The organism is Streptomyces sp. NPDC090741 (assembly GCF_044769045.1).
Taxonomy (GTDB): Bacteria; Actinomycetota; Actinomycetes; order Streptomycetales; family Streptomycetaceae; genus Streptomyces.
This window is the reverse complement of record NZ_JBIVXF010000001.1, coordinates 1,066,224-1,093,019: the sequence shown is the minus strand read 5'-3', so window position 1 is coordinate 1,093,019 and position 26,796 is coordinate 1,066,224. Positions and strand designations below refer to the sequence as shown.

Here is a 26,796-nt window from a genome sequence, read left to right as displayed (position 1 = left end):
TCCCCGGCGTCTCAGTTGCCCGCGACGGCCTTGACGGCCACCGAGACCGGGGTCGATCCCTCGACCAGCTCCAGCGTCAGGCCGGCCGTCGCCGGGGTTTCGACCAGCTCCGCCAGCACGGCCGCGACGTCGTCGCGCGGCACCGCCCCGCGGCCCGTCCACGCCTCCAGCCGCACCTGCCCGCTCCCGGGATCGTCGGTCAGCGAGCCGGGCCGCAGGACCGTCCACTCCAGGCCCAGCCGCGTCCGTACGTGGTCGTCCGCCTCGCCCTTCGCCCGCAGGTAGACGTCGAAGACGTCGTCGCCCCCGTGGTGCGCGTCCGCGCCCATCGAAGAGACCATCAGGAAGCGCCGTACCCGCGCCCGTTCGGCCGCGTCCGCGAACAGCAGGGCCGCGCCCCGGTCCACGCTGTCCTTGCGCGCCGCGCCGCTGCCGGGGCCCGCGCCGGCCGCGAACACCGCGACGTCCGCGCCCAGCAGAATGCCCGCCACATGTTCGACCGAGGCCGACTCCAGGTCGCAGAGCACCGGTTCGGCGCCCGCCTCCCGCAGGTCCTCGCCCTGCGCCGGGTCGCGGATGATGCCCGCGACCTCGTACCCGCGCGCGGCGAGCAGCTGCTCCAGCCGCAGCGCGATCTGACCGTGTCCACCCGCGATGACGATGCGCATGCCCCGACCGTACGACGAGCCGGGCGCCCGCGCCCGCGAAAGTGTCCGCCGCCGGGCCGGCGAAGGTTCAGGGACCGGGCTCCGTACGGCCCTGCCGGGGCAGGTCCAGGGCCACCGCGACCGCCGAGTCGCAGTACTCCCGTACGGCACTCGTCCGGGCTACCACCCGGCCGCGGTGGATCACGATGCGGCTGTACGCCAGGGACAGCACCCCCGCGATCCGGTCCCCCCGTACGGCCAGCAGCTCCGCCGGGAACCCGGCCTCCACCCGGACCTCCGGCAGGCCCATGGCCTCCCGGGCGGCGCCGCTGACCGAGGCGTAGGCCTCCGGCGCCCGCAGCCCGCCCTGGGAGGCCAGCAGGAAGGCCGCCTCCAGCGGGTCGCCGCGGCCGACCGGGTTCCCGGCGTCCCGCAGCGCCCCGCTGCCGGCCGCGACCCGGACCCCGGCGGCGCGCAGCAGCCGCACGGGCGCGGTGCGCAGGCCGCGCCGCTCCAGGGCCGCGCAGTCGCCCTGGGGCAGGCAGGTCACCCGTACGCCGGCCGCGGCCAGCTGATCGGCGGCCCGGTGCGCCACGTCCAGCGGCAGCCGCGACAGACCGCCGCAGGGGCCGATCGTCACCCCCGGGCGCAGACCGCCGGCCATCGCGGCGAGCCGGGCCAGGCGGCCGGGATCGCCACCGTCCGTATGCAGGTCGACGGGGCAGCCGTGCTCGGCGGCGAGTTCCAGGACGGCTTCGAGGAAGCCCGTCGGGTCGGGGTCCAGGTCCGGGCAGCCGCCGATGACGGAGGCGCCCATCTTGACGGCGTCCCGCAGCATGGCGAGCCCGTCGGCGCCGGCCGCGCCGGTGAGGAGGCGGGGCACGGCGACCGTGGTCAGGTCGGTGAGCCCGCGCAGCGAGCGGCGGGCCTGGAGCACGGCCTCCATGGGGCCGAGGCCGTGCACGTCGCCGATCCGGACGTGGGAGCGCACGGCCGTGGCGCCGTGCCCGAGCTGGAGCAGGGCGGCCTCGGTGGCCCGGCGCTGCACCTCGTCGGGGGTGTACGAGACGGGGCCCTCGCCGTCGGCGGTCAGGGCGGTGTCCCCGTGGGCGTGCGGTTCGGCGGGGGCGGGGAGCAGCAGGTAGCCGCTGAGGTCGACCCGGGCGAGCGAGGGGGAGGGCAGGCTGCCCGCGGTGCCGACGGCCTGGATCCGGCCGCCGCCGAGCCGGACGTCGACCGTACGGCCGTCCGTGAGGCGGGCCCCGGCGAGCAGGAGCGTGGTGGATTCGGCGGCGGCCGCGTTCGCGTTGCCGGGCGGGCGCTGGGGCCCGTGGCCGCCGCCCTCACCACGGCCGCCCGGCGGGACGGGGGACGGCTGCTGCGGCTGGCTGTCGGACATCGCGCTCCTGCGGTGGCTCGGGCGGTTCCTGGGCCGAGTGGCCGCGGCCCGCGGCCCAAGATCACGCAGCGTGCTCAGAGCCTAGGGTGCAGGGCTGCCCGCTTCGGGGAAGAGCGCAATAGTCGTACCGGTGTGGTGCCCGCGCGCTGGGGCGCCCGCGTGCGCGCCCGGCAGGGCGCGGGTGCTTCCTCGTCGCGGTGCTTCCTCGTACGGGACCGGGTTGCTCAGCGTGCTCGGAGTGACTCGCGGGGCGGCTGGGATTGTGAGCCCGGACACAATCTGCCCCGAAATGGGCCTCGGTGACGCCCGGGGGCTGATCGGGAAAGCCTTGGCCGCCCCCTCGGAGGCCAGTCCCCGCAAAGGATTTGGGCGATGGGCGGGCAACCGTGTAATGTCTTCATCGCTCGCCCCAATAGCTCAGTCGGTAGAGCGTCTCCATGGTAAGGAGAAGGTCTGCGGTTCGATTCCGCATTGGGGCTCTGGTGAGAGAGGTTCCCCACCCTCGGGTGGGGAGCGGATCACATCAAAGCGGCGTAGCTCAGTCGGTAGAGCAAGCGGCTCATAATCGCTGTGTCACCGGTTCAAGTCCGGTCGCCGCTACCCACAGTAGCCGATTGCGGGGTCGGTCTCCCGATCGGCTACTCTTTTATGCGTTCATCCGTCCAATATTCCGTCAAGGAGCACTCACGTGGCTGCCACCGACGTCCGCCCGAAGATCACGCTGGCCTGCGTGGAGTGCAAGGAGCGGAACTACATCACCAAGAAGAACCGGCGTAACGACCCGGATCGCATGGAGATGAAGAAGCACTGCCCGCGCTGCAACTCGCACACCGCGCACCGCGAGACCCGCTGACCCCAGCGAAGTCTCGGAATACAGGCACCGTCATGAGGTCGTCCCCTTCATCGGGGGGCGGCCTCGTGTCGTTTCCGTGATCGTCGGTCTTTGATCGTTTTCCTCATGTGACCGACTTTTTCCAACAGGAGGTAGGGAGCCATGGCGCTCGACCAGTCCTTCGTGGGTCGGAGCTACCCGCCCACCGATCCGTACGAGGTCGGCCGGGAGAAGATCCGCGAATTCGCGGTTGCGGTGGGTGACGAGAATCCCGTCTACACCGACCCCGATGCCGCCAAGGCGTTCGGCCACCTGGACGTGATCGCCCCGCCGACCTTCGTGTTCGCCATCACATTCGCCGCCGCGGGCCAGGTCGTCCAGGACCCGCAGCTGGGTCTGGACTACAGCCGCGTCGTGCACGGCGACCAGAAGTTCGCGTACTCGCGGCCCGTGCGGGCCGGTGACCGGCTGTCGGTGACCTCCACGATCGAGGCCGTGAAGTCGATGGCCGGCAACGACATCATCGACATCCGCGGCGAGGTCCACGACGAGACCGGCGAGCACGTGGTGACGGCGTGGACGAAGCTCGTCTCCCGCGCCCCCGAGGAGGCCTGAGATGACCGCGCAGATCAAGTACGCCGACGTAGAGGTCGGCACCGAGCTGCCGGCGGGGTCCTTCCCGGTGACGCGCGCCACGCTGGTGCGGTACGCGGGCGCCTCGGGCGACTTCAACCCGATCCACTGGAACGAGAAGTTCGCCCTGGAGGTCGGGCTGCCGGACGTGATCGCGCACGGCATGTTCACGATGGCCGAGGCGATCCGCGTGGTCACCGACTGGGTCGGCGACCCGGGTGCGATCGTCGAGTACGGGGTCCGCTTCACGAAGCCGGTCGTCGTCCCCAACGACGGGACGGGCGCGCTGATCGAGGTCACGGCCAAGGTCGCGGCGAAGCTGGACGACAACCGCGTACGGGTGGACCTGACGGCGATGAGCGCGGGCCAGAAGGTCCTGGGCATGTCCCGGGCCCTGGTGACCCTGGCCTGAGCCGCAGTCGCGCGCGCGTGCCGAGCCGAGTGCCGGGCGGGGCGGATCCCGCCCGGGCCCGCTCGGCGCGCGCCGATGCCGCGGGCGGTGCCCTCGGCGACGGCCCGGAGTTCGCAGCCGTGCCGGTGCCGCGTTCGACACGGTCCGCGGTGGTGTTGACTTAGTTAGTGATTGGCCACTAACTTTGTATCCATGGCAAGGATGAGTGCGGACGAGCGACGCGAGAGCGTCATCCGTGCGGCGATGCACGAGTTCGCCCGCGGCGGGTACCACGGGACCTCCACCGAGGCGATCGCCAAGCGCGTGGGCGTCTCGCAGCCGTACCTGTTCCGCCTCTTCCCCAACAAGCCGGCCATCTTCCTGGCCGCCGCCGAGCGCTGCCTGCGGGACACCCGTGAGGTGTTCGCGGCCGCCGCCGAGGGGCTGGAGGGTGAAGAGGCCACGCACGCCATGGCGAACGCGTACGTCCGGCTCATCGCGGAGGATCCGGACAAGCTCCAGATGCAGCTCCAGATGTACGTCACCGTCGCCGCCGCCGAGGCTGCCGGTGACCATGAGCTCGGCGAGCTCGTCCGCAAGGGCTGGATGGAGCTCTGGGACACCGTCCACGTCCCGCTCGGCGGCGATGTGAACGAGACCACGACCTTCATGGCCTACGGAATGCTGATCAACAACCTGGCCGCCATGGGCTTCCCGCCCGGGCACCGGGTCTGGGGGGCGCTGTACTCCTCCGCCCGTGTCCAGGGCCGGGAGGAGCAGCCGGGGGAGTGAGCCCCGGGCGAGGCTCCGTCCGGCCTCTGCGGCCCAATTTTTATGGGCCCGAAAGTTAGTCAGTGATAACTAACAAGCTAGTTCTCACCCTCAGGGGGAAATCGTGAACTCCTCGCACGACACCCAAGCCGCCCAAGCCACCCAGGGCACGGCACTCAGCAGCTCCGCCGTCTGGGCGCTCGTCCTCACGTCCGTCGCCGGCTTCATGGCCGCCCTCGACAACCTCGTCGTCACCACCGCCCTCCCCGCCATCCGCAAGGACCTCGGCGGTGCGCTGGAGGACCTTGAGTGGACGGTGAACGCGTACACGCTCACCTTCGCCGTCCTCCTCATGTTCGGCGCGGCCCTCGGCGACCGCTTCGGGCGCCGCCGGCTCTTCATGGCGGGCCTCGCGATATTCACCGGCGCCTCCGCCGTCGCCGCCCTCTCGCCCGGCATCAACGAACTCATCGCCGCCCGCGCCGTCCAGGGCGTCGGCGCCGCGGTCATGATGCCGCTCACCCTCACCCTGCTCACCGCCGCCGTCCCGCCCGCCCGCCGCGGCATGGCCCTCGGGATCTTCAGCGCCGTCGGCGGCCTCGCCGTCGCCAGCGGCCCGCTCGTCGGCGGCACCCTCACCGAGCACATCTCCTGGCAGTGGATCTTCTGGCTGAACGTCCCGATCGGGCTGGCCCTGATACCCCTCGCCCGCCTCAAGCTGGCCGAGTCCACCGCCCCGAACGCCCGCCTCGACGTCCCCGGAACGCTCCTCATCAGCGGCGGCCTCTTCGGCATCGTCTACGCCCTCGTCAACGCCAACGCCCACGGCTGGACCAGTGCCCCCGTGCTCACCGGCCTGATCGCCGGCACCGTGCTCGTCGCCGCGTTCGTCGTCCACGGCTTCCGCAGCGCGAACCCCATGCTGCCCATGCGCCTCTTCCTCAACCGCGGCTTCCTCGGGATCAACACGGCCAGCCTGCTGATGTACCTGGGCATGTTCGGCTCGATCTTCCTGCTCAGCCAGTTCCTCCAGGGCGTCGCCGGCTACTCGCCCACCCAGGCCGGCGTGCGCATGCTCCCCTGGACCGCCATGCCGATGGTCGTCGCCCCGATCGCGGGCATCCTCTCCGACCGGATCGGCGGCCGCCCCGTCGTCGCCGCCGGGCTCGCGCTGCAGGCCCTCGGCCTCGGCTGGTTCGCGATGATCCTGAGCACCGACGTCTCGTACGCCGACCAGCTCCCCGCACTGATCCTCAGCGGCATCGGCATGGCCCTGTACTTCGCCCCGGCCTCCAACATCCTGATGTCCACCGTGTCCTCCGCCGACCAGGGCAAGGCGTCCGGCGCCAACAACGCCCTGCGTGAGGTCGGCGGAGCCCTCGGCGTCGCCGTCCTGGCCTCGGTCTTCTCGGCCCAGGGCGGCTACGAGTCCCCGCAGGCCTTCACCGACGGAACCGTGCCCGCGCTGTGGATCGGCGCTGTCGCGGTGGCCGTGGCAGCGGCCTTCGCCCTCCTGGTCCCCGGCAAGCGGAACCTGAGGACTCCCGCATCCGTCGCCGCCGGGAACGCCGCCGACACCGGATACGCGACCTCCGCCAAGGTCCCCGCCACCCGCTGACAGCCCGGAACACCCGGACCGCCCCAACCGAAAGGAGCGCACACCATGCCCGACATCCCCTGGTCCACGCCCACCCCGCCCGCTCCCGACGCCGAGGTCTACGTCATGGCCTCCCGCTTCGAGACCCGGACCCTGGCCGGCGCCTTCCGGTTCTTCCTCAAGGCGCCCGGCATCATCCTCCAGACCCGCAAGGCCCCCGGCGCCCACGGCGTCGCCCTCCGCGCCCGGGTCCTCGGCCGTACCTTCCTGACCCTCTCCGCCTGGCAGGACCCGGCCGCGCTCCACCGCTTCGCCCGCAGCGAGCCGCACCGCTCCAGCTCCCGCGCCGCGGCCGCGTTCATGCGGGAATCGACCTTCATCTACTGGACCGCCCCGGCCTCGGCCCTCCCGGTCAGCTGGGCCGAAGCCGAACGCCGGCTCGCCGAGGAGGCCGCCCGCTCGTGACGTACGGTCCGTGGCCCCGCAGGGATGCGAGGGGTACGGACCGTACTCTTGTCCACGTGCAGGAACTCCACGACGCCCCCCTCGCCCCCCTGACCACCTTCCGCCTCGGTGGCCCCGCCACCCGTCTGGTCACCGCGACCACCGACGCCGAGGTGGTCGAAGCCGTCCGCGCCGCGGACGAGAGCGGCACCCCGCTCCTCGTCATCGGCGGCGGCAGCAACCTGGTCATCGGCGACCGCGGCTTCGAGGGCACCGCCCTGCGCATCGCGACCACCGGATTCCACCTCGACGGGACGCGGCTGGAGCTCGCCGCCGGCGAGAACTGGAGCGACGCCGTCGCCCGCAGCGTCGAGGCGGGCCTGGCCGGCATCGAATGCCTCGCCGGAATCCCCGGCTCCGCCGGTGCCACCCCGATCCAGAACGTCGGGGCGTACGGCCAGGAGGTCTGCGACACCATCACCGAGGTCGTCGCGTACGACCGCACCACCGGCGGGACGGTCACCCTCACCGCAGCCGAGTGCGCCTTCCGCTACCGCAACAGCACCTTCAAGGACCAGCCCGACCGCTACGTCGTCCTGCGCGTCCGCTTCGCCCTGGAGGACGCGGGCGGCATGTCCGCGCCGATCAAGTACCCGGAGACCGCCCGCGCCCTCGGCGTCGAGGCCGGCGACCGGGTCCCCGCGGCGCAGGCCCGCGAGACCGTACTGCGGCTGCGCGCCGGCAAGGGCATGGTCCTCGACCCCGCGGACCACGACACCTGGTCCGCCGGCTCCTTCTTCCACAACCCGATCCTGAGCGACCAGGCGTACGCCGCCTTCCTCACCCGCGTCCAGGACCGGCTCGGCTCCGAGACCGCCCCGCCCGCGTACCCCGCCGGCGAAGGCCGTACGAAGACCAGCGCGGCCTGGCTGATCGACAAGGCCGGTTTCGCCAAGGGCTACGGCACCGGCCCCGCCCGGATCTCCACCAAGCACACCCTCGCGCTGACCAACCGCGGCGAGGCCACCACCGAGGACCTCCTCGCCCTGGCCCGCGAGGTCGTCGCGGGCGTCCACGCGGCCTTCGGCGTCACCCTGGTCAACGAGCCGGTGACGGTCGGCGTCAGCATCTGAGGAGTCCCGGCCGCCATGCTCTGTCCACTGCACGGGGCCGGTACGGACCCCACCCGCCTGGTGGGGCGCACGATCAGCAGGATCGTCGCGTCCTGGCACGTCTACGAGGGCGAACGCTCCGAGGCGCCGCTCGACGTCTGGCTGATCGACAGCGAGGGCGACTCCACCAGGATCAGCACCGGGTCAGACTGGTGCCTCATCGTCGAATCCGCCGCGCCGCACGAGCCGTACGACATGGGGGAGTGGGGCCGGATCGAGGTCGGCGAGGACCTCGGCGACCACCCCTTCCTGCGGCACCTCGGGGACACGGTGGCCACCGTGGCCGAGTTCGCGGCGCCGGAGACCGGGCGCACGCAGCTGGAGATCGGCTTCCCCGACGGCGACCGGGTACGGGCCGACTGCTGGGAGGGCGACCTGCGGCTCACGCGGTGAGTCCCGGGCGCGAGCCTCAGGTCGCCAGCCAGTGGTCGATCCCGGCCAGCAGCTTGTCCTGTACGTCCTGCGGCGCGGCGCTGCCGCGCACCGACTGCCGGGCCAGCTCGGCGAGCTCCGCGTCCGTGAAGGCGTGGTGGCGGCGGGCGATCTCGTACTGCGCCGCCAGCCGGGACCCGAACAGCAGCGGGTCGTCCGCGCCCAGCGCCATCGGCACCCCGGCCTCGAAGAGGGTGCGCAGCGGGACGTCCTCGGGCCGCTCGTAGACCCCGAGGGCGACGTTCGACGCCGGGCAGACCTCGCAGGTGATCTGCCGGTCCGCGAGTCGCTTCAGCAGCCGGGGGTCCTCGGCGGCCCGAACGCCGTGGCCGATGCGGGAGGCGTGCAGATCGTCCAGGCAGTCCCGGACGGAGGCGGGGCCGGTGAGCTCGCCGCCGTGCGGGGCCGCGAGCAGGCCGCCCTCGCGGGCGATGGCGAAGGCGCGGTCGAAATCGCGGGCCATGCCGCGGCGCTCGTCGTTGGAGAGCCCGAAGCCGACGATGCCGCGGTCGGCGTAGCGGACGGCGAGGCGGGCGAGGGTACGGGCGTCGAGGGGGTGCTTCATGCGGTTGGCGGCGATCAGGACCCGCATGCCGAGCCCGGTCTCGCGGGAGGCCGTATCGACGGCGTCCAGGATGATCTCGACGGCCGGGATCATGCCGCCGAGCAGGGGGGCGTAGGAGGTGGGGTCCACCTGGATCTCCAGCCAGCCGCTGCCGTCCCGTACGTCCTCCTCGGCGGCCTCGCGGACCAGGCGGCGGATGTCCTCGGGCTCGCGGAGGCAGGAGCGGGCGGCGTCGTACAGCCGCTGGAAGCGGAACCAGCCGCGCTCGTCGGTGGCGCGGAGCTTGGGCGGCTCGCCGGCGGTCAGCGCGTCGGGGAGTCGCACGCCGTACTTGTCGGCGAGCTCCAGGAGGGTCGAGGGGCGCATCGACCCGGTGAAGTGCAGGTGGAGGTGGGCTTTCGGCAGAAGCGTGAGATCGCGTACGTGCTCCATCTGGTGATCCTGCCGTACTTGTCACCCGTTCGGCAGCCCGATTCCCTGAACGGGACCTTGCTCGAACGCAAAAACGGGGCTGCGGGCCGGATCGCGGGCTGATACGCCGGAGCGGGGGGGCCCCCCCCCGGGGGGGCCCCCCCCGCCCCCCCGCCCCGGCCCCCCCCCCCCCCGGGGGCCCCCCCCGGGGGGGGGGGCCGGGGCTGGTCCCCCCCCTCCCCCCCCCCCCCCCCCGGGCGGGGCCCGGGCCCCCCCCCCCCCCGGGGGGGGGGGGGCGGGGGGGGGGGGGCCCCCGGGGGGGGGCCCCCCCCCCCGGGGGCCCCCCCCGCTCCGGATCCGTTCCGCGGGCCGCCTCAGGCCTTGGCCTCGGCCAGGAGCTTCTGGATGCGGGACACGCCCTCGACCAGGTCCGCGTCGCCCAGGGCGTACGACAGGCGCAGGTAGCCGGGGGTGCCGAAGGCCTCGCCCGGGACGACCGCGACCTCGGCCTCGTCCAGGATCAGCGCGGCCAGCTCGACGGAGGTCTGCGGGCGCTTGCCGCGGATCTCCTTGCCGAGGATCTCCTTGACCGACGGGTACGCGTAGAACGCGCCCTCGGGGGTCGGGCAGAACACGCCGTCGATCTCGTTCAGCATCCGCACGATCAGCTGGCGGCGGCGGTCGAAGGCCGTGCGCATCTCGTGGACGGCGTCCAGGTTGCCGGAGACGGCGGCCAGCGCCGCGACCTGGGCCACGTTGGAGACGTTGGAGGTGGCGTGCGACTGCAGGTTGGTCGCGGCCTTCACGACGTCCTTCGGGCCGATGATCCAGCCCACGCGCCAGCCGGTCATCGCGTACGTCTTGGCCACGCCGTTGACGATGATGCACTTGTCGGCGAGCTCGGGGACGATCGCCGGCAGGGAGACGAACTTGGCCTCGCCGTAGACCAGGTGCTCGTAGATCTCGTCGGTCAGGACCCACAGGCCCTTGTCGGCGGCCCAGCGGCCGATGGCCTCCGCGTCGGCCTCGGAGTACACGGCTCCGGTCGGGTTCGACGGGGAGACGAACAGGACGACCTTGGTGCGCTCGGTGCGGGCGGCCTCGAGCTGCTCGACGGAGACGCGGTAGCCGGTGGTCTCGTCGGCGACGACCTCGACCGGGACACCGCCGGCGAGGCGGATCGACTCGGGGTAGGTGGTCCAGTACGGAGCCGGGACGATGACCTCGTCACCCGGGTCCAGGATCGCGGCGAACGCCTCGTAGATCGCCTGCTTGCCGCCGTTGGTCACCAGGACCTGCGACGCGTCGACCTCGTAGCCCGAGTCGCGCAGGGTCTTCGCGGCGATCGCGGCCTTCAGCTCGGGAAGGCCGCCCGCCGGCGTGTAGCGGTGGTACTTCGGGTTGCGGCAGGCCTCGACCGCGGCCTCGACGATGTAGTCGGGGGTGGGGAAGTCGGGCTCGCCGGCACCGAAGCCGATCACCGGGCGCCCGGCGGCCTTGAGGGCCTTGGCCTTGGCGTCCACGGCGAGGGTGGCGGACTCGGAAATGGCGCCGATGCGGGCGGAGACGCGGCGCTCGGCGGAAGGCGTTTCAGAGGTCATGAGGCCAATCGTCCCAGACGCCTCAGAGGCCCCGCACGCCGTTTCAGTCATCGGACGGACCAGTCGCGAATGTGCTCTGTTCGACGTCAGGTCCAGGACCACGTACACTCACCTGTCGTTGGCCCCTGCCGATCACTCCAGAGCGTGAGCACTCCGTGCACCCGTCTGGATGCGGTAGGTTGGGGGACGCAACAAAGGGTCGTAGCTCAATTGGTAGAGCACTGGTCTCCAAAACCAGCGGTTGGGGGTTCGAGTCCCTCCGGCCCTGCTCCACACTCCTTCTCGGACGTGTGCGCAGGTACGTACTTCGATGCAACGCCGTGCGGCGCAACCGGGCGCGGCTACGGCCACGACCCGGATTCAGGTGAGAGACGTGACGGACGCCCTGGGCTCCATCGACATGCCTGACGCCGAGGATGACACCCGCGAGAAGAAGGCCCGCAAGGGCGGCAAGCGCGGGAAGAAGGGTCCTCTGGGTCGGCTCGCGCTGTTCTACCGCCAGATCATCGCGGAACTCCGCAAGGTCGTCTGGCCGACGCGCAACCAGCTCACGACGTACACCACCGTGGTGATTGTCTTCGTCGTCATCATGATCGGTCTGGTGACCGTGATTGACTATGGGCTTCAGGAAGCCATCAAGTTCGTCTTCGGCTGATCCCCGCGGAGGGCGGCGCCTTGATGGGTGCCGCCCGTTTTCGCATGTTCGACCACCTTTTGTATCCAGGAAGAAGCAGCCACCGTGTCTGACCCGAACCTGAACGCGAGCCCCGACTCCGTCGAGTCCGTCGAGGACGCGCTCGACATCGTCGAGGCGGCAGACGCTGTGGACCCCGACGAGGTCGAGCTGGCCGACGCCGAGGCCGGAGTCGCCGCCGAAGAGGCCGCGCTCCACGTCGAGGACGAGGCTGACGAAGTCGCGGACGACGCAGACGCAGAGGCCGGCGAGGACGCCGACGAGGATGCCGTCACCGCCGAGGCCGACGAGGACGCGGAGGAGGCCGAGGAGGCCGCCGAAGCCGAGCCCGTCGACCCCGTCCAGGCCCTGCGCGAGGAACTGCGCCTCCTGCCCGGCGAGTGGTACGTGATCCACACCTACGCGGGCTACGAGAAGCGCGTGAAGGCCAACCTGGAGCAGCGCGCCGTCTCGCTGAACGTCGAGGAGTTCATCTACCAGGCCGAGGTGCCCGAGGAAGAGATCGTCCAGATCAAGAACGGCGAGCGCAAGAACGTCCGGCAGAACAAGCTGCCCGGTTACGTTCTCGTCCGCATGGATCTGACGAACGAGTCCTGGGGCGTCGTCCGCAACACCCCCGGTGTCACCGGCTTCGTCGGCAACGCGTACGACCCGTACCCGCTGACGCTGGACGAGATCCTCAAGATGCTCGCCCCGGAGGCGCAGGAGAAGGCCGCCAAGCAGGCCGCCGAGGAAGCCGGCCTGCCGGCCCCCGCGGTCAAGCGCACCATCGAGGTCCTGGACTTCGAGGTCGGCGACTCGGTCACCGTCACCGACGGCCCGTTCGCGACGCTGCAGGCGACCATCAACGAGATCAACCCCGACTCGAAGAAGGTCAAGGGCCTCGTCGAGATCTTCGGTCGCGAGACCCCGGTCGAGCTCAGCTTCGACCAGATCCAGAAGAACTGACGATCTTCTGAGCCAACGCTTCCGGACAGGTCAGATCGCCCCGTGAAGGGCGGTCTGACCTGCTCGGTTTTTAGCCCCGCTCCGATACCCGTTATCGTGGTGCGGTATGCCTCCATCCGGATGACCGGATTGGCGGCGAAAAACTCTCACTAGGACCCGGAGAGAGCAATGCCTCCCAAGAAGAAGAAGGTCACGGGGCTTATCAAGCTCCAGATCAAGGCCGGTGCGGCCAACCCGGCTCCGCCGGTCGGCCCCGCGCTCGGTCAGCACGGCGTCAACATCATGGAGTTCTGCAAGGCCTACAACGCCGCGACCGAGTCGCAGCGTGGCATGGTCGTGCCGGTGGAGATCACGGTCTACGACGACCGCTCCTTCACCTTCATCACCAAGACTCCGCCGGCCGCGCGCCTGATCCTGAAGGCCGCGGGCATCGAGAAGGGCTCCGGCGAGCCGCACAAGACCAAGGTCGCCAAGCTCACCGGCGCCCAGGTCCGCGAGATCGCCGAGCTGAAGATGCCCGACCTCAACGCCAACGACGTCGACGCCGCGATGAAGATCATCGCCGGCACCGCGCGCTCGATGGGCGTCACGGTCGAAGGCTGATCCAGCCTCCCTCCAGCACCACCAGTGGTAGGACCAAGCGCTGGTCCGCACCACGACTCCATGCCTGAAGCCAAAACACAGGAGCAGAAGTGAAGCGCAGCAAGACTCTCCGCGCTGCGGACGCCAAGATCGACCGGGAGAAGCTCTACGCCCCGCTCGAGGCCGTCCGTGTCGCCAAGGAGACCTCCGCGACCAAGTTCGACAGCACCGTCGAGGTCGCCTTCCGCCTGGGTGTAGACCCGCGCAAGGCCGACCAGATGGTCCGTGGCACCGTGAACCTCCCGCACGGCACCGGCAAGACCGCCCGGGTCCTGGTCTTCGCGACCGGTGACCGTGCTGCGGCCGCGGAAGCCGCCGGCGCCGACATCGTCGGCGACGACGAGCTGATCAACGAGATCGCCAAGGGCAACCGCCTCAACGAGTTCGACGCCGTTGTCGCCACCCCGGACCTCATGGGCAAGGTCGGCCGCCTCGGCCGCGTGCTCGGTCCCCGTGGCCTGATGCCGAACCCGAAGACCGGCACCGTCACGATGGACGTCGCCAAGGCTGTCACCGAGATCAAGGGTGGCAAGATCGAGTTCCGCGTCGACAAGCACTCGAACCTGCACTTCATCATCGGCAAGGTCTCCTTCTCCGATGAGCAGCTGGTCGAGAACTACGGCGCGGCCCTGGACGAGATCCTTCGTCTGAAGCCGTCCGCCGCGAAGGGCCGCTACATCAGGAAGGCCGCCCTGAGCACCACGATGGGCCCCGGCATCCAGCTGGACTCGAACCGCACCCGGAACCTCCTCGTCGAGGAAGACCCGGCCGCTGTCTGAGCTCCGCTGAGCCCCCGGCTCACCTGAGTGGCTGAAACGGGCCCCTCGCCCCCTTCACAGGGCGGCGAGGGGCCCGTTTTCCGTGGTTCGGGCCACATGAAGAAGCTCGGCGGCTCCTGAGTGCCTGGGAGCGCCGGGGATTTCCGGGCGCTCTCGGGTGCTTCCGAGGCGATTTGCCTTGGCTCGGTCGGTTCACGTACTCTTCCGGAGAAGCCAAAGACCGCTGGTCGTTGCCGTGCCCGTGAGGGTGCGGCGGCCGAAGGATCCGCCAATTGCGGACGTCCTGCGCAGGTGACCTTGGAACGTTCCCGGAATTTTATTCCGGTTGAGCTACGCCCTGGCGCCTGCGCCGGGGCGTTTCGTATGTCAGCCCCTTCTGAGCGGTCCTCATCACCCGGAAGGAGGCGAACGCACCATGCCGACGCCCAACAAGGCTGCATCGGTAGCCGAGCTCAAGGACGCGTTCCAGAGCTCGAACGCCGCCGTGCTGACCGAGTACCGGGGTCTCACCGTCGCGCAGCTCAAGACGCTGCGTCGCTCTCTCGGTGAGAACGCCCAGTACGCCGTGGTGAAGAACACGCTGACCAAGATTGCGGCCAACCAGGCCGGGATCACCGCGCTGGACGAGCACTTCGCTGGTCCGACCGCGGTCGCCTTCATCACCGGTGACCCGGTGGAGTCGGCGAAGAGCCTGCGTGACTTCGCCAAGGACAACCCGAACCTCATCATCAAGGCGGGTGTCCTTGATGGTAAGGCGCTCACCGCCGATGAGATCAAGAAGCTTGCGGACCTTGAGTCCCGCGAGGTTCTGCTCAGCAAGCTGGCCGGCGCGTTCAAGGGCAAGCAGTCTCAGGCTGCCTCGCTCTTCCAGGCGCTGCCGTCGAAGTTCGTCCGCACCGCGGAAGCGCTTCGCGTCAAGCTCGCCGAGCAGGGCGGTGCCGAGTAATTCGGCTCGCGCATTGATCCACGCCGCCTAGTGCGTGGGTCGTAGCGGGCCGTTACGCCCGCCTCTATATACATCCGGCACCTGCCGAATTAGTGGAAGGATCGCCCATCATGGCGAAGCTCTCTCAGGACGACCTCCTCGCCCAGTTCGAGGAGATGACCCTCATCGAGCTCTCCGAGTTCGTTAAGGCGTTCGAGGACAAGTTCGACGTCACCGCCGCCGCGGCCGTCGCCGTTGCCGGCCCGGGTGCCCCGGCCGCCGCTGAGGCCGTCGAGGAGCAGGACGAGTTCGACGTCATCCTCACCGGTGCCGGCGACAAGAAGATCCAGGTCATCAAGGTCGTGCGTGAGCTGACCTCCCTGGGCCTCAAGGAGGCCAAGGACCTCGTGGACGGCGCCCCGAAGCCGGTCCTCGAGAAGGTCACCAAGGAGGCCGCTGAGAAGGCCGCCGAGTCCCTCAAGGGTGCCGGCGCGGCTGTCGAGGTCAAGTAACACCTCTGAGGCCTCTCTGAGGCCTCAACCAAGGGCGATCACCCGTAAGGGTGGTCGCCCTTTGGCGTACCCGCGGTGCCTGACTTGCCCTGGTCTCGTTGGGGAGTAGGGTGATCATCGTTGCCCCGCAGCCGGGTCCTGAGCTGATCCGCACGGAGCAGGGGGCCTTGACGAACGGCACGCGGCGCGCAATTCTCAGTCCCGTTGTGGGATCGATCGGCTCGGTCCGAGATCCGAGGCACGGATCGACGATCCGAGGCATGGATCGACTACGAAGAGGGCAGTACTGATACGCGCTCTGTGTGCGAGAGCCCATGAGGGGCGCGTGTTGGACGCAGGGTTGCTGGGTTGCAGGGTTGGTTTAAACGACATGGGGAAGGCCTGTTGCCGGTTTCCGGAAACCTGGTCTGGACATCAGTGAGCCAAGTGGCTACACTGACCCTTTGCGCTGCCTGTTAGCTGCCCCCTGCCCGTCGCCAGGGGCATGCCCACGCTGGAGCACACTTGATCGATACGCCCTGACCAGGTCTTTTCGACCGAATCAGGCGGGCCGTCTTCTGTGTCAGCTGGGACCGGTACGCGCGTAGTGAGTCCGAGCCCTCGGAAGGACCCCCTCTTGGCCGCCTCGCGCAACGCCTCGACCAATACGAACAACGGTGCCAGCACCGCCCCGCTGCGCATCTCCTTTGCAAAGATCAAGGAGCCCCTCGAGGTTCCGAACCTCCTGGCGCTGCAGACCGAGAGCTTTGACTGGCTGCTCGGCAACGCCGCCTGGAAGTCCCGCGTCGAGTCGGCGCTTGAGAGTGGACAGGACGTCCCCACCAAGTCCGGTCTGGAAGAGATCTTCGAGGAGATCTCGCCGATCGAGGACTTCTCCGGGTCGATGTCGCTGACCTTCCGCGACCACCGTTTCGAGCCGGCGAAGAACTCCGTCGACGAGTGCAAGGACCGCGACTTCACGTTCGCGGCGCCGCTGTTCGTCACGGCCGAGTTTACGAACAACGAGACCGGTGAGATCAAGTCTCAGACGGTCTTCATGGGCGATTTCCCGCTCATGACCAACAAGGGCACCTTCGTCATCAACGGCACCGAGCGTGTCGTCGTGTCGCAGCTTGTCCGTTCCCCCGGTGTCTACTTCGACTCCTCCATCGACAAGACGTCCGACAAGGACATCTTCGCCGCCAAGATCATCCCGTCCCGGGGTGCCTGGCTCGAGATGGAGATCGACAAGCGCGACATGGTCGGTGTCCGCATCGACCGCAAGCGCAAGCAGTCCGTCACCGTCCTCCTGAAGGCTCTCGGCTGGACCACCGAGCAGATCCTCGAGGAGTTCGGCGAGTACGAGTCCATGCGCGCCACCCTGGAGAAGGACCACACCCAGGGCCAGGACGACGCGCTGCTCGACATCTACCGCAAGCTGCGCCCCGGCGAGCCGCCGACCCGCGAGGCCGCTCAGACGCTGCTCGAGAACCTCTACTTCAACCCGAAGCGCTACGACCTCGCCAAGGTCGGCCGCTACAAGGTGAACAAGAAGCTCGGCGCCGACGAGCCGCTGGACGCCGGTGTGCTCACCACCGACGACATCATCGCGACGATCAAGTACCTCGTGAAGCTTCACGCGGGCGAGACCGAGACCACCGGTGAGTCGGGCCGTTCGATCGTCGTCGAGACCGACGACATCGACCACTTCGGCAACCGTCGTCTGCGCAACGTCGGCGAGCTCATCCAGAACCAGGTCCGCACGGGTCTGGCTCGTATGGAGCGCGTCGTCCGCGAGCGCATGACCACGCAGGACGTCGAGGCGATCACGCCGCAGACGCTGATCAACATCCGGCCGGTCGTCGCCTCCATCAAGGAGTTCTTCGGCACCAGCCAGCTGTCGCAGTTCATGGACCAGAACAACCCGCTGTCGGGTCTGACGCACAAGCGTCGTCTCTCGGCTCTGGGTCCCGGTGGTCTGTCCCGTGAGCGGGCCGGCTTCGAGGTCCGTGACGTGCACCCGTCGCACTACGGCCGCATGTGCCCGATCGAGACCCCTGAAGGCCCGAACATCGGTCTGATCGGCTCGCTCGCTTCCTACGGCCGCGTCAACGCGTTCGGCTTCGTGGAGACCCCGTACCGCAAGGTCGTCGAGGGCGTCGTCACCGACGACGTCGACTACCTGACCGCGGACGAGGAAGACCGCTTCGTGATCGCCCAGGCCAACGCCGGCCTGAACGACGAGATGCGCTTCACCGAGAACCGCGTACTGGTCCGCCGTCGTGGCGGCGAGATCGACTACATCGCCGGCGACGACGTCGACTACATGGACGTCTCCCCGCGCCAGATGGTGTCCGTCGCGACCGCGATGATCCCCTTCCTGGAGCACGACGACGCCAACCGCGCCCTCATGGGCGCGAACATGATGCGCCAGGCCGTTCCGCTCATCAAGGCGGAGGCCCCGCTCGTCGGCACCGGCATGGAGTACCGCTGTGCGGTCGACGCCGGCGACTCGATCAAGGCGGAGAAGGACGGTGTCGTCCAGGAGGTCTCGGCCGACTACATCACCGTCGCCAACGACGACGGCACGTACACCACGTACCGCGTCGCCAAGTTCTCCCGCTCGAACCAGGGCACCTCGGTCAACCAGAAGGTCATCGTCAACGAGGGCGACCGGATCGTCGAGGCCCAGGTCCTCGCCGACGGCCCGGCCACCGAAGAGGGCGAAATGGCCCTCGGCAAGAACCTGCTCGTCGCGTTCATGCCGTGGGAAGGCCACAACTACGAGGACGCGATCATCCTGTCGCAGCGCCTCGTACAGGACGACGTCCTCTCCTCGATCCACATCGAGGAGCACGAGGTCGACGCCCGTGACACCAAGCTGGGCCCCGAGGAGATCACCCGGGACATCCCGAACGTCTCCGAGGAGGTCCTCGCCGACCTCGACGAGCGCGGCATCATCCGCATCGGTGCGGACGTCGTCGCCGGCGACATCCTCGTCGGCAAGGTCACGCCCAAGGGTGAGACCGAGCTGACCCCCGAGGAGCGCCTGCTCCGCGCGATCTTCGGTGAGAAGGCCCGCGAGGTGCGTGACACCTCGCTCAAGGTCCCTCACGGTGAGATCGGCAAGGTCATCGGTGTCCGCGTCTTCGACCGCGAGGAGGGCGACGAGCTTCCTCCGGGCGTGAACCAGCTGGTCCGCGTCTACGTCGCCCAGAAGCGCAAGATCACCGATGGTGACAAGCTCGCCGGCCGTCACGGCAACAAGGGTGTCATCTCCAAGATCCTTCCGATCGAGGACATGCCCTTCCTTGAGGACGGCACGCCGGTCGACATCATCCTGAACCCGCTGGGTGTCCCGTCCCGAATGAACCCGGGACAGGTCCTGGAGATCCACCTCGGCTGGCTCGCCAGCCGCGGCTGGGACGTCTCCGGCCTCGCCGAGGACTGGGCCGAGCGTCTGAAGGCCATCGGCGCCGACCGTGTCGAGCCCGGTACCAACGTCGCCACCCCGGTGTTCGACGGTGCCCGCGAGGACGAGCTCGCCGGCCTGTTCGAGCACACCATCCCGAACCGCGACGGCGACCGCCTGGTCCTCCCGTCCGGCAAGGCGCGCCTGTTCGACGGCCGCTCCGGCGAGCCGTTCCCGGACCCGGTCTCCATCGGGTACATGTACATCCTCAAGCTCCACCACCTGGTCGACGACAAGCTCCACGCCCGTTCGACCGGTCCGTACTCGATGATCACGCAGCAGCCGCTGGGTGGTAAGGCACAGTTCGGTGGCCAGCGCTTCGGTGAGATGGAGGTGTGGGCGCTCGAGGCTTATGGCGCCGCTTACGCCCTCCAGGAGCTGCTGACCATCAAGTCCGATGACGTCACCGGCCGCGTGAAGGTCTACGAGGCCATCGTCAAGGGCGAGAACATCCCCGAGCCGGGCATTCCCGAGTCCTTCAAGGTGCTCATCAAGGAAATGCAGTCGCTCTGCCTCAACGTGGAGGTGCTGTCCTCGGACGGCATGTCCATCGAGATGCGCGACACCGACGAGGACGTCTTCCGCGCGGCGGAGGAGCTCGGTATCGACCTGTCCCGGCGTGAGCCGAGCAGCGTCGAAGAGGTCTGACGGGCCTGACGGGGGGCTCGCTCAAGAGCCCCCCGTCATCCCCGGGACCGTTCAGACCATGATTGAGACTCGACCCCGAAAGAGGGATTGACGCACAGTGCTCGACGTCAACTTCTTCGACGAGCTGCGGATCGGCCTTGCCACCGCGGACGACATCCGAACCTGGTCCCACGGCGAGGTCAAGAAGCCGGAGACCATCAACTACCGCACGCTCAAGCCCGAGAAGGACGGACTCTTCTGCGAGAAGATCTTCGGTCCTACCCGGGACTGGGAGTGCTACTGCGGCAAGTACAAGCGTGTCCGCTTCAAGGGCATCATCTGTGAGCGCTGTGGCGTAGAGGTCACGCGTGCCAAGGTGCGCCGTGAGCGGATGGGCCACATCGAGCTTGCCGCTCCCGTGACCCACATCTGGTACTTCAAGGGCGTCCCGTCGCGCCTCGGCTACCTGCTGGACCTCGCGCCGAAGGACCTCGAGAAGGTCATCTACTTCGCCGCGTACATGATCACGTTCGTGGACGACGAGCGCCGCACCCGCGACCTTCCGTCGCTGGAGGCGCACGTCTCCGTCGAGCGCCAGCAGATCGAGAACCGCCGTGACGCGGACCTCGAAGGCCGTGCCAAGAAGCTCGAGACCGACCTGGGCGAGCTCGAGGCCGAGGGTGCGAAGGCCGACGTGCGCCGCAAGGTGCGCGAGGGTGCCGAGCGCGAGATGAAGCAGCTGCGTGACCGCGCCCAGCGCGAGATCGACCGCCTCGACGAGGTGTGGGCCCGCTTCAAGAACCTCAAGGTCCAGGACCTCGAGGGCGACGAGCTGCTCTACCGCGAGCTGCGCGACCGCTTCGGTACGTACTTCGACGGCTGCATGGGCGCCGCGGCGCTGCAGAAGCGCCTGGAGTCCTTCGACCTCGACGAGGAGGCCGAGCGCCTCCGCGAGATCATCCGTACCGGCAAGGGCCAGAAGAAGACCCGTGCGCTCAAGCGCCTCAAGGTCGTCTCCGCGTTCCTGCAGACCAGCAACAAGCCCAAGGGCATGGTGCTCGACTGCGTGCCGGTCATCCCGCCGGACCTGCGTCCGATGGTGCAGCTGGACGGTGGCCGCTTCGCGACCTCCGACCTGAACGACCTGTACCGCCGCGTGATCAACCGCAACAACCGTCTGAAGCGTCTCCTCGACCTCGGTGCCCCCGAGATCATCGTGAACAACGAGAAGCGCATGCTTCAGGAGGCCGTGGACGCCCTCTTCGACAACGGTCGTCGTGGTCGTCCGGTGACCGGTCCCGGTAACCGTCCGCTGAAGTCCCTGAGCGACATGCTCAAGGGCAAGCAGGGTCGATTCCGTCAGAACCTTCTCGGCAAGCGCGTGGACTACTCCGCGCGTTCCGTGATCGTCGTCGGTCCGCAGCTGAAGCTGCACCAGTGTGGTCTGCCCAAGGCCATGGCGCTGGAGCTCTTCAAGCCGTTCGTGATGAAGCGCCTGGTCGACCTGAACCACGCGCAGAACATCAAGTCGGCGAAGCGCATGGTCGAGCGCGGCCGTACGGTCGTGTACGACGTGCTCGAAGAGGTCATCGCCGAGCACCCGGTGCTGCTGAACCGTGCGCCCACGCTGCACCGCCTCGGCATCCAGGCCTTCGAGCCCCAGCTGGTCGAAGGCAAGGCCATCCAGATCCACCCGCTCGTCTGCACCGCGTTCAACGCGGACTTCGACGGTGACCAGATGGCCGTGCACCTGCCGCTCTCCGCGGAGGCGCAGGCCGAGGCCCGCATCCTGATGCTGTCCTCGAACAACATCCTCAAGCCGGCCGACGGCCGTCCGGTCACGATGCCGACCCAGGACATGGTCCTCGGTCTGTTCTTCCTGACCACCGACGGTGAGCTCCGTGACACCAAGGGCGAGGGCCGCGCGTTCGGCTCCACGGCCGAGGCGATCATGGCGTTCGACGCCGGCGAGCTCGCGCTGCAGTCGTCCGTCGACATCCGCTTCCCGGTGGGCACCATCCCGCCGCGTGGCTGGGTGCCGCCGGTCGCCGAGGAGGGCGAGCAGGAGTTCCAGCAGGGCGACAGCTTCCGTCTGCGCACCTCGCTGGGCCGCGCGCTCTTCAACGAGCTGCTGCCCGAGGACTACCCGTTCGTCGACTACTCGGTGGGCAAGAAGCAGCTCTCCGAGATCGTCAACGACCTGGCGGAGCGCTACCCCAAGGTCATCGTGGCGGCGACGCTCGACAACCTGAAGGCGGCCGGCTTCCACTGGGCGACCCGTTCGGGCGTCACCGTGGCCATCTCCGACGTCGTCGTGCCCGAGGCCAAGAAGGCCATCGTCGCGGGCTACGAGGCGATGGACGAGAAGGTCCAGAAGCAGTACGAGCGCGGTCTGATCACCAAGGACGAGCGCACGCAGGAGCTCATCGCGATCTGGACCAAGGCGACCAACGAGGTTGCCGAGGCGATGAACGCGAACTTCCCCAAGACGAACCCCATCTTCATGATGGTTGACTCGGGTGCCCGAGGAAACATGATGCAGATGCGACAGATCGCGGGTATGCGTGGTCTGGTGTCGAACGCGAAGAACGAGACCATCCCGCGTCCGATCAAGGCGTCCTTCCGTGAGGGCCTCACCGTTCTGGAGTACTTCATCTCCACGCACGGTGCCCGTAAGGGTCTGGCGGACACCGCCCTGCGTACCGCCGACTCGGGTTACCTGACCCGTCGTCTGGTGGACGTCTCGCAGGACGTGATCATCCGCGAGGAGGACTGCGGCACCGAGCGCGGCCTGAAGCTGAAGATCGCCGTTCGCGGCGAGGACGGCGTGCTGCGCAAGGCCGACGACGTCGAGACGTCCGTCTACGCCCGCATGCTGGCCGAGGACGTCGTCATCGACGGCAAGGTCATCGCGCCGGCCAACGTCGACCTCGGTGACGTCCTGATCGACGCCCTGGTCGCCAACGGCGTCGAGGAGGTCAAGACCCGCTCGGTCCTGACCTGTGAGTCCGCGGTCGGCACCTGTGCCTTCTGCTACGGACGCTCCCTCGCCACCGGCAAGCTGGTCGACATCGGTGAGGCGGTCGGCATCATCGCCGCCCAGTCCATCGGTGAGCCCGGTACCCAGCTGACGATGCGTACCTTCCACACCGGTGGTGTGGCCGGTGACGACATCACGCAGGGTCTGCCGCGTGTCGTCGAGCTCTTCGAGGCCCGTACCCCGAAGGGTGTCGCCCCGATCTCCGAGGCCGCCGGCCGCGTGCGGATCGAGGAGACCGAGAAGACGAAGAAGATCGTCATCACGCCCGACGACGGCAGCGACGAGACGGCGTTCCCGATCTCGAAGCGCGCCAAGGTCATCGTGCACGAGGGCGACCACGTCGAGGTGGGCCAGAAGCTCACCGCGGGTGCCACCAACCCGCACGACGTGCTGCGCATCCTCGGCCAGCGTGCCGTCCAGGTCCACCTGGTCGGCGAAGTCCAGAAGGTCTACAACTCGCAGGGCGTGTCGATCCACGACAAGCACATCGAGATCATCATCCGGCAGATGCTCCGCCGCGTGACGATCATCGAGTCCGGCGACGCGGAGCTCCTGCCGGGCGAGCTCGTCGAGCGCTCGAAGTTCGAGACCGAGAACCGTCGTGTGGTCACCGAGGGCGGTCACCCCGCCTCCGGCCGTCCGCAGCTGATGGGTATCACCAAGGCCTCGCTGGCGACGGAATCCTGGCTGTCGGCCGCCTCCTTCCAGGAGACGACCCGAGTCCTGACGGATGCGGCGATCAACGCCAAGTCCGACAGCCTCATCGGCCTCAAGGAGAACGTCATCATCGGTAAGCTCATCCCGGCCGGTACGGGCCTCGCCCGCTACCGCAACATCCGGGTCGAGCCCACCGAGGAAGCGAAGGCCGCGATGTACTCGGCCGTCGGCTACGACGACATCGACTACTCGCCCTTCGGCACCGGCTCCGGCCAGGCTGTCCCGCTGGAGGACTACGACTACGGCCCGTACAACGGCTGAGTCGCGCAGAGTACGTAACCGCAGGGCGGTCACCCGAGAGGGTGGCCGCCCTGCGGCGCGTTGCCGATCGGATGCTTCAGCGCGTGGGCTGCAGGTACGGCTGGAGGTGGTGCAGCCGGGTCCGGTGGTCGGGGTGCGAGGAGAGCAGCCGGGACAGGGTGCCGGGCTCGGTGAACGGCTTCCCCGTCCGGGCGAGGACCGCCTGCTTCTCCTGCTCCTCCTGGACCATCACCCCGTGCAGCATCTGGGCGAGCATCGGTGCGAAGCCGAGGGCGGCGGCGTGCTCGTCGGCGCGCAGCTCGGCCCGCCGGCCCACCGCCGCCATCAGGTAGGGCATCACGAGCAGCAGCAGCGGGAGCCCGTAGGTGGCGGTGATCGTCAGGATGGTGAACAGGCCGACGAAGATGATCATGAGGCCGGCCGCCACGTACGAGAAGAAGCTCGTGAACCGGATGACGAAGAAGGTCACGGCCCGCACGACCTGCCAGGCGATCCGCCCGGGCAGGGCGTACCACCAGCCCAGCAGCCCGGACCACGCGTGGCCGCCGGTGTGGTGGCCGAGCTCGTGGGCGAGTACGGCGGCGAGCTGGGACCTGGGCAGTTTCTCCAGGGCGTACCGGGTGACGCCGACGATGTGGCCGGCGGCCGCGTAGGCGTTCAGGTGGTCGGTGTCCTCGATCCACAGCTCGTAGCGGTCGCCGTCGACGCCGGCGCGGGCCGTGACCTCGCGCCACACCGGGGCGAGCGCGGCGAGCTCGTGGGCGAGCGGGCGCTGCAGGCGCAGCAGGTGGCGCGCGAAGAAGCCCTCGCTGGGGCGGTGGAAGACGAGGGCCCCGGAGGCGATCCAGAGCAGGGTGGACACCCAGTAGGGCAGGCCTGACACGGCCTCCAGGATGGTGGCGAGGAGCAGGACCACCATCAGGCTCATCAGGAACCCGGGGACGTGCAGGGCGAGCTGTCCGAAGGCGGTGGCGTCCGCGCTGCGCTGGTAGGCCTTGCGGTGGACGCGGGTGCCGGGGGCGTTCTGGTACTCCAGGTCGTCCAGCGGGGCGGCCGGGGCGGGTAACGGGGCCGTGGGGGCGGGCTGGTACTGGGGGTACGCGGGCTGCTGGGGCTGCGGGTACTGGGGGTAGGCGGGCTGCTGGGGCTGCGGGTACTGGGGCTGTTGGTACTGGGGGTGGGCGGGCGGCGGGTACGCAGGTGCCTGGGGCTGCTGCTGCGGGTGAGCGGGGGGAGGCGGCGGGCTCTGGGGGTACTGCGGGTACTGCGGGCCCTGCGGGTACTGCGGGCCCTGCGGGTACTGCGGGCCCTGCGGGTACTGGGGTTCGGGTGGCTGGTTCACGGTGAATCCTTCGTCGTGTGTGGCGGGGACGTCAGCCGATGAGCAGGGCGGCAGGGAGCAGCACCGCGGCGGTGCAGAAGGCGAACAGGCCGGTCCTGATCCACTGGTGCTTGCGGGCGGCGATCCGGCTGTTCTCCGCGAGCGCGGCCATGAGCGAGGCGGCGGGGTCGCGGTCGGTGTCGGCGAGGGCCTCGGCGAGGCGGCCCTGGCGGACCGCCGAGCGGATGTCGCCGAAGTACGAGAGCGGGGAGCCCGGCCGCCATTCGGCCGAGCGGTACCGGGGGAGCACCGCCAGCAGCAGGGCGAGCAGGGCCACGGCGAGGGCTGCGGCCCCCGCCCACCACACGGCCGTGCCGGGTGCGGAGAGCGTGCCCGGCCGCCAGCCCTTCCCGGCGAGCAGGGCGCTGATCACTCCGGCGGTCATCCCGAGGGCGCCGACCAGTACGGAGGCCTTGCTGTCGGCCCGGGCTATCTCGCCGCGCAGGTCGGCGAGGAGCCGGGTGGCGGCCTCGCCGCCGGCCGGGGGCGAGGCCGGGGCCGGCGGCGCGGGCCGGTGCCGGGTCGCCGTCACGGCTGCGGCTTCCCGTCGCCGGCCGGGGCCGGCGGCTGCGGCTGCGGCTGGGCCGGGGGCTCGGCCGGAGGTTCGGCCGCGGGTTCGGCCGCGGGGCCGGGCGCGGCCGGCGGCTGTACGGGAGCGGTCCCGTACCCGGGCGGCGGCTCCCACTGGGCGAAGGTCGGGGCCGGCCCGTACGGCGCGGTCGGCACGGGCGGCTGCGGTACGGCCGGCCCGTAGCCCGGTACGGGTACACCCTGCACCGGCACCCCGGGCGGGCCCGCGGGCGGCTGCGGAGGCGGGGCCGGGAGCCGGTCCGGATACGGCGGGGCCGGGTCGTGGGGGACACCGGGGAGGCGCTGGTTCAGGATGTCGTTCATGGCCCGCAGCGCCAGCTGCTTGGGTCCCTGCAACTCGTGCCGCTCGGCCCCGCCGTCGCCGAGCACCTGGCTGACCAGGCTCATCTGGTCCCGGATCATCTGGAGCTGGTCCTCGCGCATGGTCCGCATGACGAGGGCCGAGTCCTCGGGGTGCTGGGCCAGGTGGAGGGCCCACGCGTGCACCCCGCCCTGCTCCAGGTGCCACTGGTAGAAGGCGATCTTCTCGGCCTCGACCCGCTGCAGCTCCGCCTGCTGGCGGCTCAGCTCCAGGCGCTGCCGGTGCTCCCACTGCTGCTGCCGCAGGACCAGCTCGTGCTGCCGGTCGCCGTAGGCCAGTGCCCGCTCCGTGGTGAGCTCGTCCTGCTGCCGGGCCCGCTGGTCGAGCTGGGCGTCGTAGCGCATGCCGAGCTGTTCGGTGAGGATCTGCTCGTCCGTGCCGTGGTGGATGGCCTGCATGCGCAGCTGGTGGTCGATGTTCCCCTGGTCGCGCCGCAGCCGCACGGTCCAGGTGGTCTGGAGCCCGCACGTGCGGCCCAGCGGGCCGGCCGCGGGCAGTGCGCGCAGCAGTTCCCCCTCGGCGTCGGCGCTCTGGGCGATGGAGAAGCGCCGGGCGACCGGCCGTGCGGCCTGCTCCAGCTCGCCGAGCAGCAGCCTGGGCACGTCGCGGTGACGGCTCTCCACGAACCGGGCGGGGTCGGTCACCTGCCAGCTGATCTCCACGACCACGACGAACTGGAACGCGTCGTTGTTGCTGGGGAGCTCGATCTCCGACCGGAAGTGGTGGACTCCGGTGTCCACCTCGTAGACCGCCGTGTAGCCGCGGGTGGAGCCCGGCCGCTGCGGCGGCAGGAAGGCGACGTACCCGCCCTTGGCGGTGGCGAAGACCAGGGCGTGGTCGATGCGGGTCTGCAGCTTGCGGAACACCTCGAACCGCGCGAGCTGCTGGACGGTGATCACCGGGTCGATCAGCTGGGTGTGCCGGTCGGCCGGCTGCTCCCAGTCGGGGTGGCGGCGGGGATCGGACATCGTG

23 protein-coding genes and 3 tRNA genes are annotated in these 26,796 nt (G+C 69.6%); 19 read left to right on the top strand and 7 right to left on the bottom strand.

All coding sequences use genetic code 11. The features are described 5' to 3' along the window. Positions 1–11: 11 nt before the first annotated feature. On the bottom strand, positions 12–668 hold the full coding sequence (locus tag ACIQU4_RS05135; RefSeq protein WP_403725828.1) for an SDR family oxidoreductase: 657 nt from the start codon (positions 666–668) through the stop codon (positions 12–14). A 67-nt stretch (positions 669–735) separates the two neighbouring features. Further along, entirely contained in the window at positions 736–2,046 is a 1,311-nt protein-coding gene (locus ACIQU4_RS05130; RefSeq protein WP_403725826.1) for an amidohydrolase family protein, read from the bottom strand. A gap of 406 nt (positions 2,047–2,452) precedes the next feature. Between ACIQU4_RS05130 and ACIQU4_RS05125 the strand changes: the two genes are divergently transcribed. The 10 genes from ACIQU4_RS05125 to ACIQU4_RS05080 all read left to right on the top strand — a co-directional run bounded on the left by ACIQU4_RS05125 (position 2,453) and on the right by ACIQU4_RS05080 (position 8,279). Next, positions 2,453–2,525 (top strand) — tRNA-Thr (locus ACIQU4_RS05125). Between the two features lie 48 nt (positions 2,526–2,573). Then, a tRNA-Met gene (locus ACIQU4_RS05120) sits at positions 2,574–2,646 on the top strand. A gap of 88 nt (positions 2,647–2,734) precedes the next feature. Beyond that, positions 2,735–2,899 (top strand): 50S ribosomal protein L33, encoded by a 165-nt coding sequence (rpmG, locus tag ACIQU4_RS05115; protein ID WP_403725824.1) that lies wholly within the window; start codon positions 2,735–2,737, stop codon positions 2,897–2,899. 141 nt (positions 2,900–3,040) lie between these two features. Then, entirely contained in the window at positions 3,041–3,493 is a 453-nt protein-coding gene (locus tag ACIQU4_RS05110; RefSeq protein ID WP_385584144.1) for a MaoC family dehydratase N-terminal domain-containing protein, read from the top strand. A gap of 1 nt (position 3,494) precedes the next feature. Continuing rightward, on the top strand, positions 3,495–3,923 hold the full coding sequence (locus ACIQU4_RS05105) for a MaoC family dehydratase (protein ID WP_385584141.1): 429 nt from the start codon (positions 3,495–3,497) through the stop codon (positions 3,921–3,923). 192 nt (positions 3,924–4,115) lie between these two features. After that, positions 4,116–4,694, top strand: a complete 579-nt coding sequence (locus tag ACIQU4_RS05100) for a TetR/AcrR family transcriptional regulator (RefSeq protein WP_403725820.1) — start codon at positions 4,116–4,118, stop codon at positions 4,692–4,694. A 205-nt stretch (positions 4,695–4,899) separates the two neighbouring features. Then, a complete protein-coding gene (locus tag ACIQU4_RS05095; protein WP_403726009.1) occupies positions 4,900–6,291 on the top strand; it encodes a DHA2 family efflux MFS transporter permease subunit in 1,392 nt (463 codons plus the stop codon). A gap of 45 nt (positions 6,292–6,336) precedes the next feature. Then, positions 6,337–6,735, top strand: a complete 399-nt coding sequence (locus tag ACIQU4_RS05090; RefSeq protein ID WP_403725818.1) for a DUF3291 domain-containing protein — start codon at positions 6,337–6,339, stop codon at positions 6,733–6,735. Continuing rightward, entirely contained in the window at positions 6,732–7,847 is a 1,116-nt protein-coding gene (locus ACIQU4_RS05085; RefSeq protein ID WP_403725816.1) for a UDP-N-acetylmuramate dehydrogenase, read from the top strand. The genes ACIQU4_RS05090 and ACIQU4_RS05085 overlap by 4 nt, the downstream gene beginning before the upstream one ends. A gap of 15 nt (positions 7,848–7,862) precedes the next feature. Then, on the top strand, positions 7,863–8,279 hold the full coding sequence (locus ACIQU4_RS05080; RefSeq protein ID WP_030870146.1) for a hypothetical protein: 417 nt from the start codon (positions 7,863–7,865) through the stop codon (positions 8,277–8,279). A gap of 16 nt (positions 8,280–8,295) precedes the next feature. Here the strand turns inward: ACIQU4_RS05080 and ACIQU4_RS05075 are convergent, their stop codons facing one another. Together ACIQU4_RS05075 and ACIQU4_RS05070 are read right to left on the bottom strand one after the other, a co-directional pair. Further along, positions 8,296–9,315 carry an adenosine deaminase gene (locus tag ACIQU4_RS05075; protein ID WP_403725813.1) on the bottom strand — a complete coding sequence of 340 codons (1,020 nt, stop codon included), beginning with the start codon at positions 9,313–9,315 and terminating at the stop codon, positions 8,296–8,298. A gap of 353 nt (positions 9,316–9,668) precedes the next feature. Beyond that, the gene (locus ACIQU4_RS05070; RefSeq protein ID WP_403725810.1) at positions 9,669–10,895 is read right to left on the bottom strand and encodes a pyridoxal phosphate-dependent aminotransferase; all 1,227 of its coding nucleotides are present in this window, start codon (positions 10,893–10,895) and stop codon (positions 9,669–9,671) included. Positions 10,896–11,090: 195 nt separating this feature from the next. Between ACIQU4_RS05070 and ACIQU4_RS05065 the strand changes: the two genes are divergently transcribed. From ACIQU4_RS05065 to ACIQU4_RS05025, 9 genes are all read left to right on the top strand, one after another. Beyond that, a tRNA-Trp gene (locus ACIQU4_RS05065) sits at positions 11,091–11,163 on the top strand. A 105-nt stretch (positions 11,164–11,268) separates the two neighbouring features. Further along, on the top strand, positions 11,269–11,550 hold the full coding sequence (gene secE / locus ACIQU4_RS05060; RefSeq protein WP_054222545.1) for a preprotein translocase subunit SecE: 282 nt from the start codon (positions 11,269–11,271) through the stop codon (positions 11,548–11,550). An 84-nt stretch (positions 11,551–11,634) separates the two neighbouring features. Then, positions 11,635–12,537 carry a transcription termination/antitermination protein NusG gene (gene nusG, locus ACIQU4_RS05055; protein ID WP_403725808.1) on the top strand — a complete coding sequence of 301 codons (903 nt, stop codon included), beginning with the start codon at positions 11,635–11,637 and terminating at the stop codon, positions 12,535–12,537. Between the two features lie 168 nt (positions 12,538–12,705). Then, a complete protein-coding gene (rplK, locus tag ACIQU4_RS05050) occupies positions 12,706–13,140 on the top strand; it encodes a 50S ribosomal protein L11 (RefSeq protein WP_008739735.1) in 435 nt (144 codons plus the stop codon). Positions 13,141–13,229: 89 nt separating this feature from the next. Further along, positions 13,230–13,958, top strand: coding sequence for a 50S ribosomal protein L1 (rplA, locus tag ACIQU4_RS05045; RefSeq protein WP_403725806.1), 729 nt, complete (start codon positions 13,230–13,232; stop codon positions 13,956–13,958). Positions 13,959–14,373: 415 nt separating this feature from the next. Next, positions 14,374–14,904: a 50S ribosomal protein L10 gene (rplJ, locus tag ACIQU4_RS05040; protein ID WP_030008449.1), complete on the top strand. Its 531-nt coding sequence runs from the start codon at positions 14,374–14,376 to the stop codon at positions 14,902–14,904. Positions 14,905–15,014: 110 nt separating this feature from the next. After that, complete coding sequence (gene rplL, locus ACIQU4_RS05035; RefSeq protein WP_403725803.1) at positions 15,015–15,395, top strand: 50S ribosomal protein L7/L12; 381 nt, start codon at positions 15,015–15,017, stop codon at positions 15,393–15,395. Between the two features lie 616 nt (positions 15,396–16,011). Continuing rightward, on the top strand, positions 16,012–19,494 hold the full coding sequence (gene rpoB / locus ACIQU4_RS05030) for a DNA-directed RNA polymerase subunit beta (RefSeq protein WP_403725800.1): 3,483 nt from the start codon (positions 16,012–16,014) through the stop codon (positions 19,492–19,494). Positions 19,495–19,591: 97 nt separating this feature from the next. Further along, entirely contained in the window at positions 19,592–23,491 is a 3,900-nt protein-coding gene (locus ACIQU4_RS05025) for a DNA-directed RNA polymerase subunit beta' (protein ID WP_403725797.1), read from the top strand. Between the two features lie 76 nt (positions 23,492–23,567). Here the strand turns inward: ACIQU4_RS05025 and ACIQU4_RS05020 are convergent, their stop codons facing one another. From ACIQU4_RS05020 to ACIQU4_RS05010, 3 genes are read right to left on the bottom strand one after another with little or no spacing between them, the layout of a single operon-like run. After that, positions 23,568–24,833: a M48 family metalloprotease gene (locus tag ACIQU4_RS05020; RefSeq protein ID WP_403725795.1), complete on the bottom strand. Its 1,266-nt coding sequence runs from the start codon at positions 24,831–24,833 to the stop codon at positions 23,568–23,570. A gap of 31 nt (positions 24,834–24,864) precedes the next feature. Then, complete coding sequence (locus ACIQU4_RS05015; RefSeq protein WP_403725793.1) at positions 24,865–25,404, bottom strand: Pycsar system effector family protein; 540 nt, start codon at positions 25,402–25,404, stop codon at positions 24,865–24,867. Further along, positions 25,401–26,792, bottom strand: a complete 1,392-nt coding sequence (locus ACIQU4_RS05010; RefSeq protein WP_403725790.1) for a hypothetical protein — start codon at positions 26,790–26,792, stop codon at positions 25,401–25,403. The genes ACIQU4_RS05015 and ACIQU4_RS05010 overlap by 4 nt, the downstream gene beginning before the upstream one ends. Positions 26,793–26,796: the final 4 nt, after the last annotated feature.

Bases quoted from the DNA above. Each gene is read 5' to 3' on its own strand.
- ACIQU4_RS05135 (WP_403725828.1), bottom strand. From the start codon at position 668: ATGCGCATCGTCATCGCGGGTGGACACGGTCAGATCGCGCTGCGGCTG.
- ACIQU4_RS05130 (WP_403725826.1), bottom strand. From the start codon at position 2,046: ATGTCCGACAGCCAGCCGCAGCAGCCGTCCCCCGTCCCGCCGGGCGGC.
- ACIQU4_RS05110 (WP_385584144.1), top strand. From the start codon at position 3,041: ATGGCGCTCGACCAGTCCTTCGTGGGTCGGAGCTACCCGCCCACCGAT.
- ACIQU4_RS05105 (WP_385584141.1), top strand. From the start codon at position 3,495: ATGACCGCGCAGATCAAGTACGCCGACGTAGAGGTCGGCACCGAGCTG.
- ACIQU4_RS05100 (WP_403725820.1), top strand. From the start codon at position 4,116: ATGGCAAGGATGAGTGCGGACGAGCGACGCGAGAGCGTCATCCGTGCG.
- ACIQU4_RS05095 (WP_403726009.1), top strand. From the start codon at position 4,900: ATGGCCGCCCTCGACAACCTCGTCGTCACCACCGCCCTCCCCGCCATC.
- ACIQU4_RS05090 (WP_403725818.1), top strand. From the start codon at position 6,337: ATGCCCGACATCCCCTGGTCCACGCCCACCCCGCCCGCTCCCGACGCC.
- ACIQU4_RS05080 (WP_030870146.1), top strand. From the start codon at position 7,863: ATGCTCTGTCCACTGCACGGGGCCGGTACGGACCCCACCCGCCTGGTG.
- ACIQU4_RS05075 (WP_403725813.1), bottom strand. From the start codon at position 9,315: ATGGAGCACGTACGCGATCTCACGCTTCTGCCGAAAGCCCACCTCCAC.
- ACIQU4_RS05070 (WP_403725810.1), bottom strand. From the start codon at position 10,895: ATGACCTCTGAAACGCCTTCCGCCGAGCGCCGCGTCTCCGCCCGCATC.
- rplK (WP_008739735.1), top strand. From the start codon at position 12,706: ATGCCTCCCAAGAAGAAGAAGGTCACGGGGCTTATCAAGCTCCAGATC.
- rplJ (WP_030008449.1), top strand. From the start codon at position 14,374: ATGCCGACGCCCAACAAGGCTGCATCGGTAGCCGAGCTCAAGGACGCG.
- rplL (WP_403725803.1), top strand. From the start codon at position 15,015: ATGGCGAAGCTCTCTCAGGACGACCTCCTCGCCCAGTTCGAGGAGATG.
- ACIQU4_RS05010 (WP_403725790.1), bottom strand. From the start codon at position 26,792: ATGTCCGATCCCCGCCGCCACCCCGACTGGGAGCAGCCGGCCGACCGG.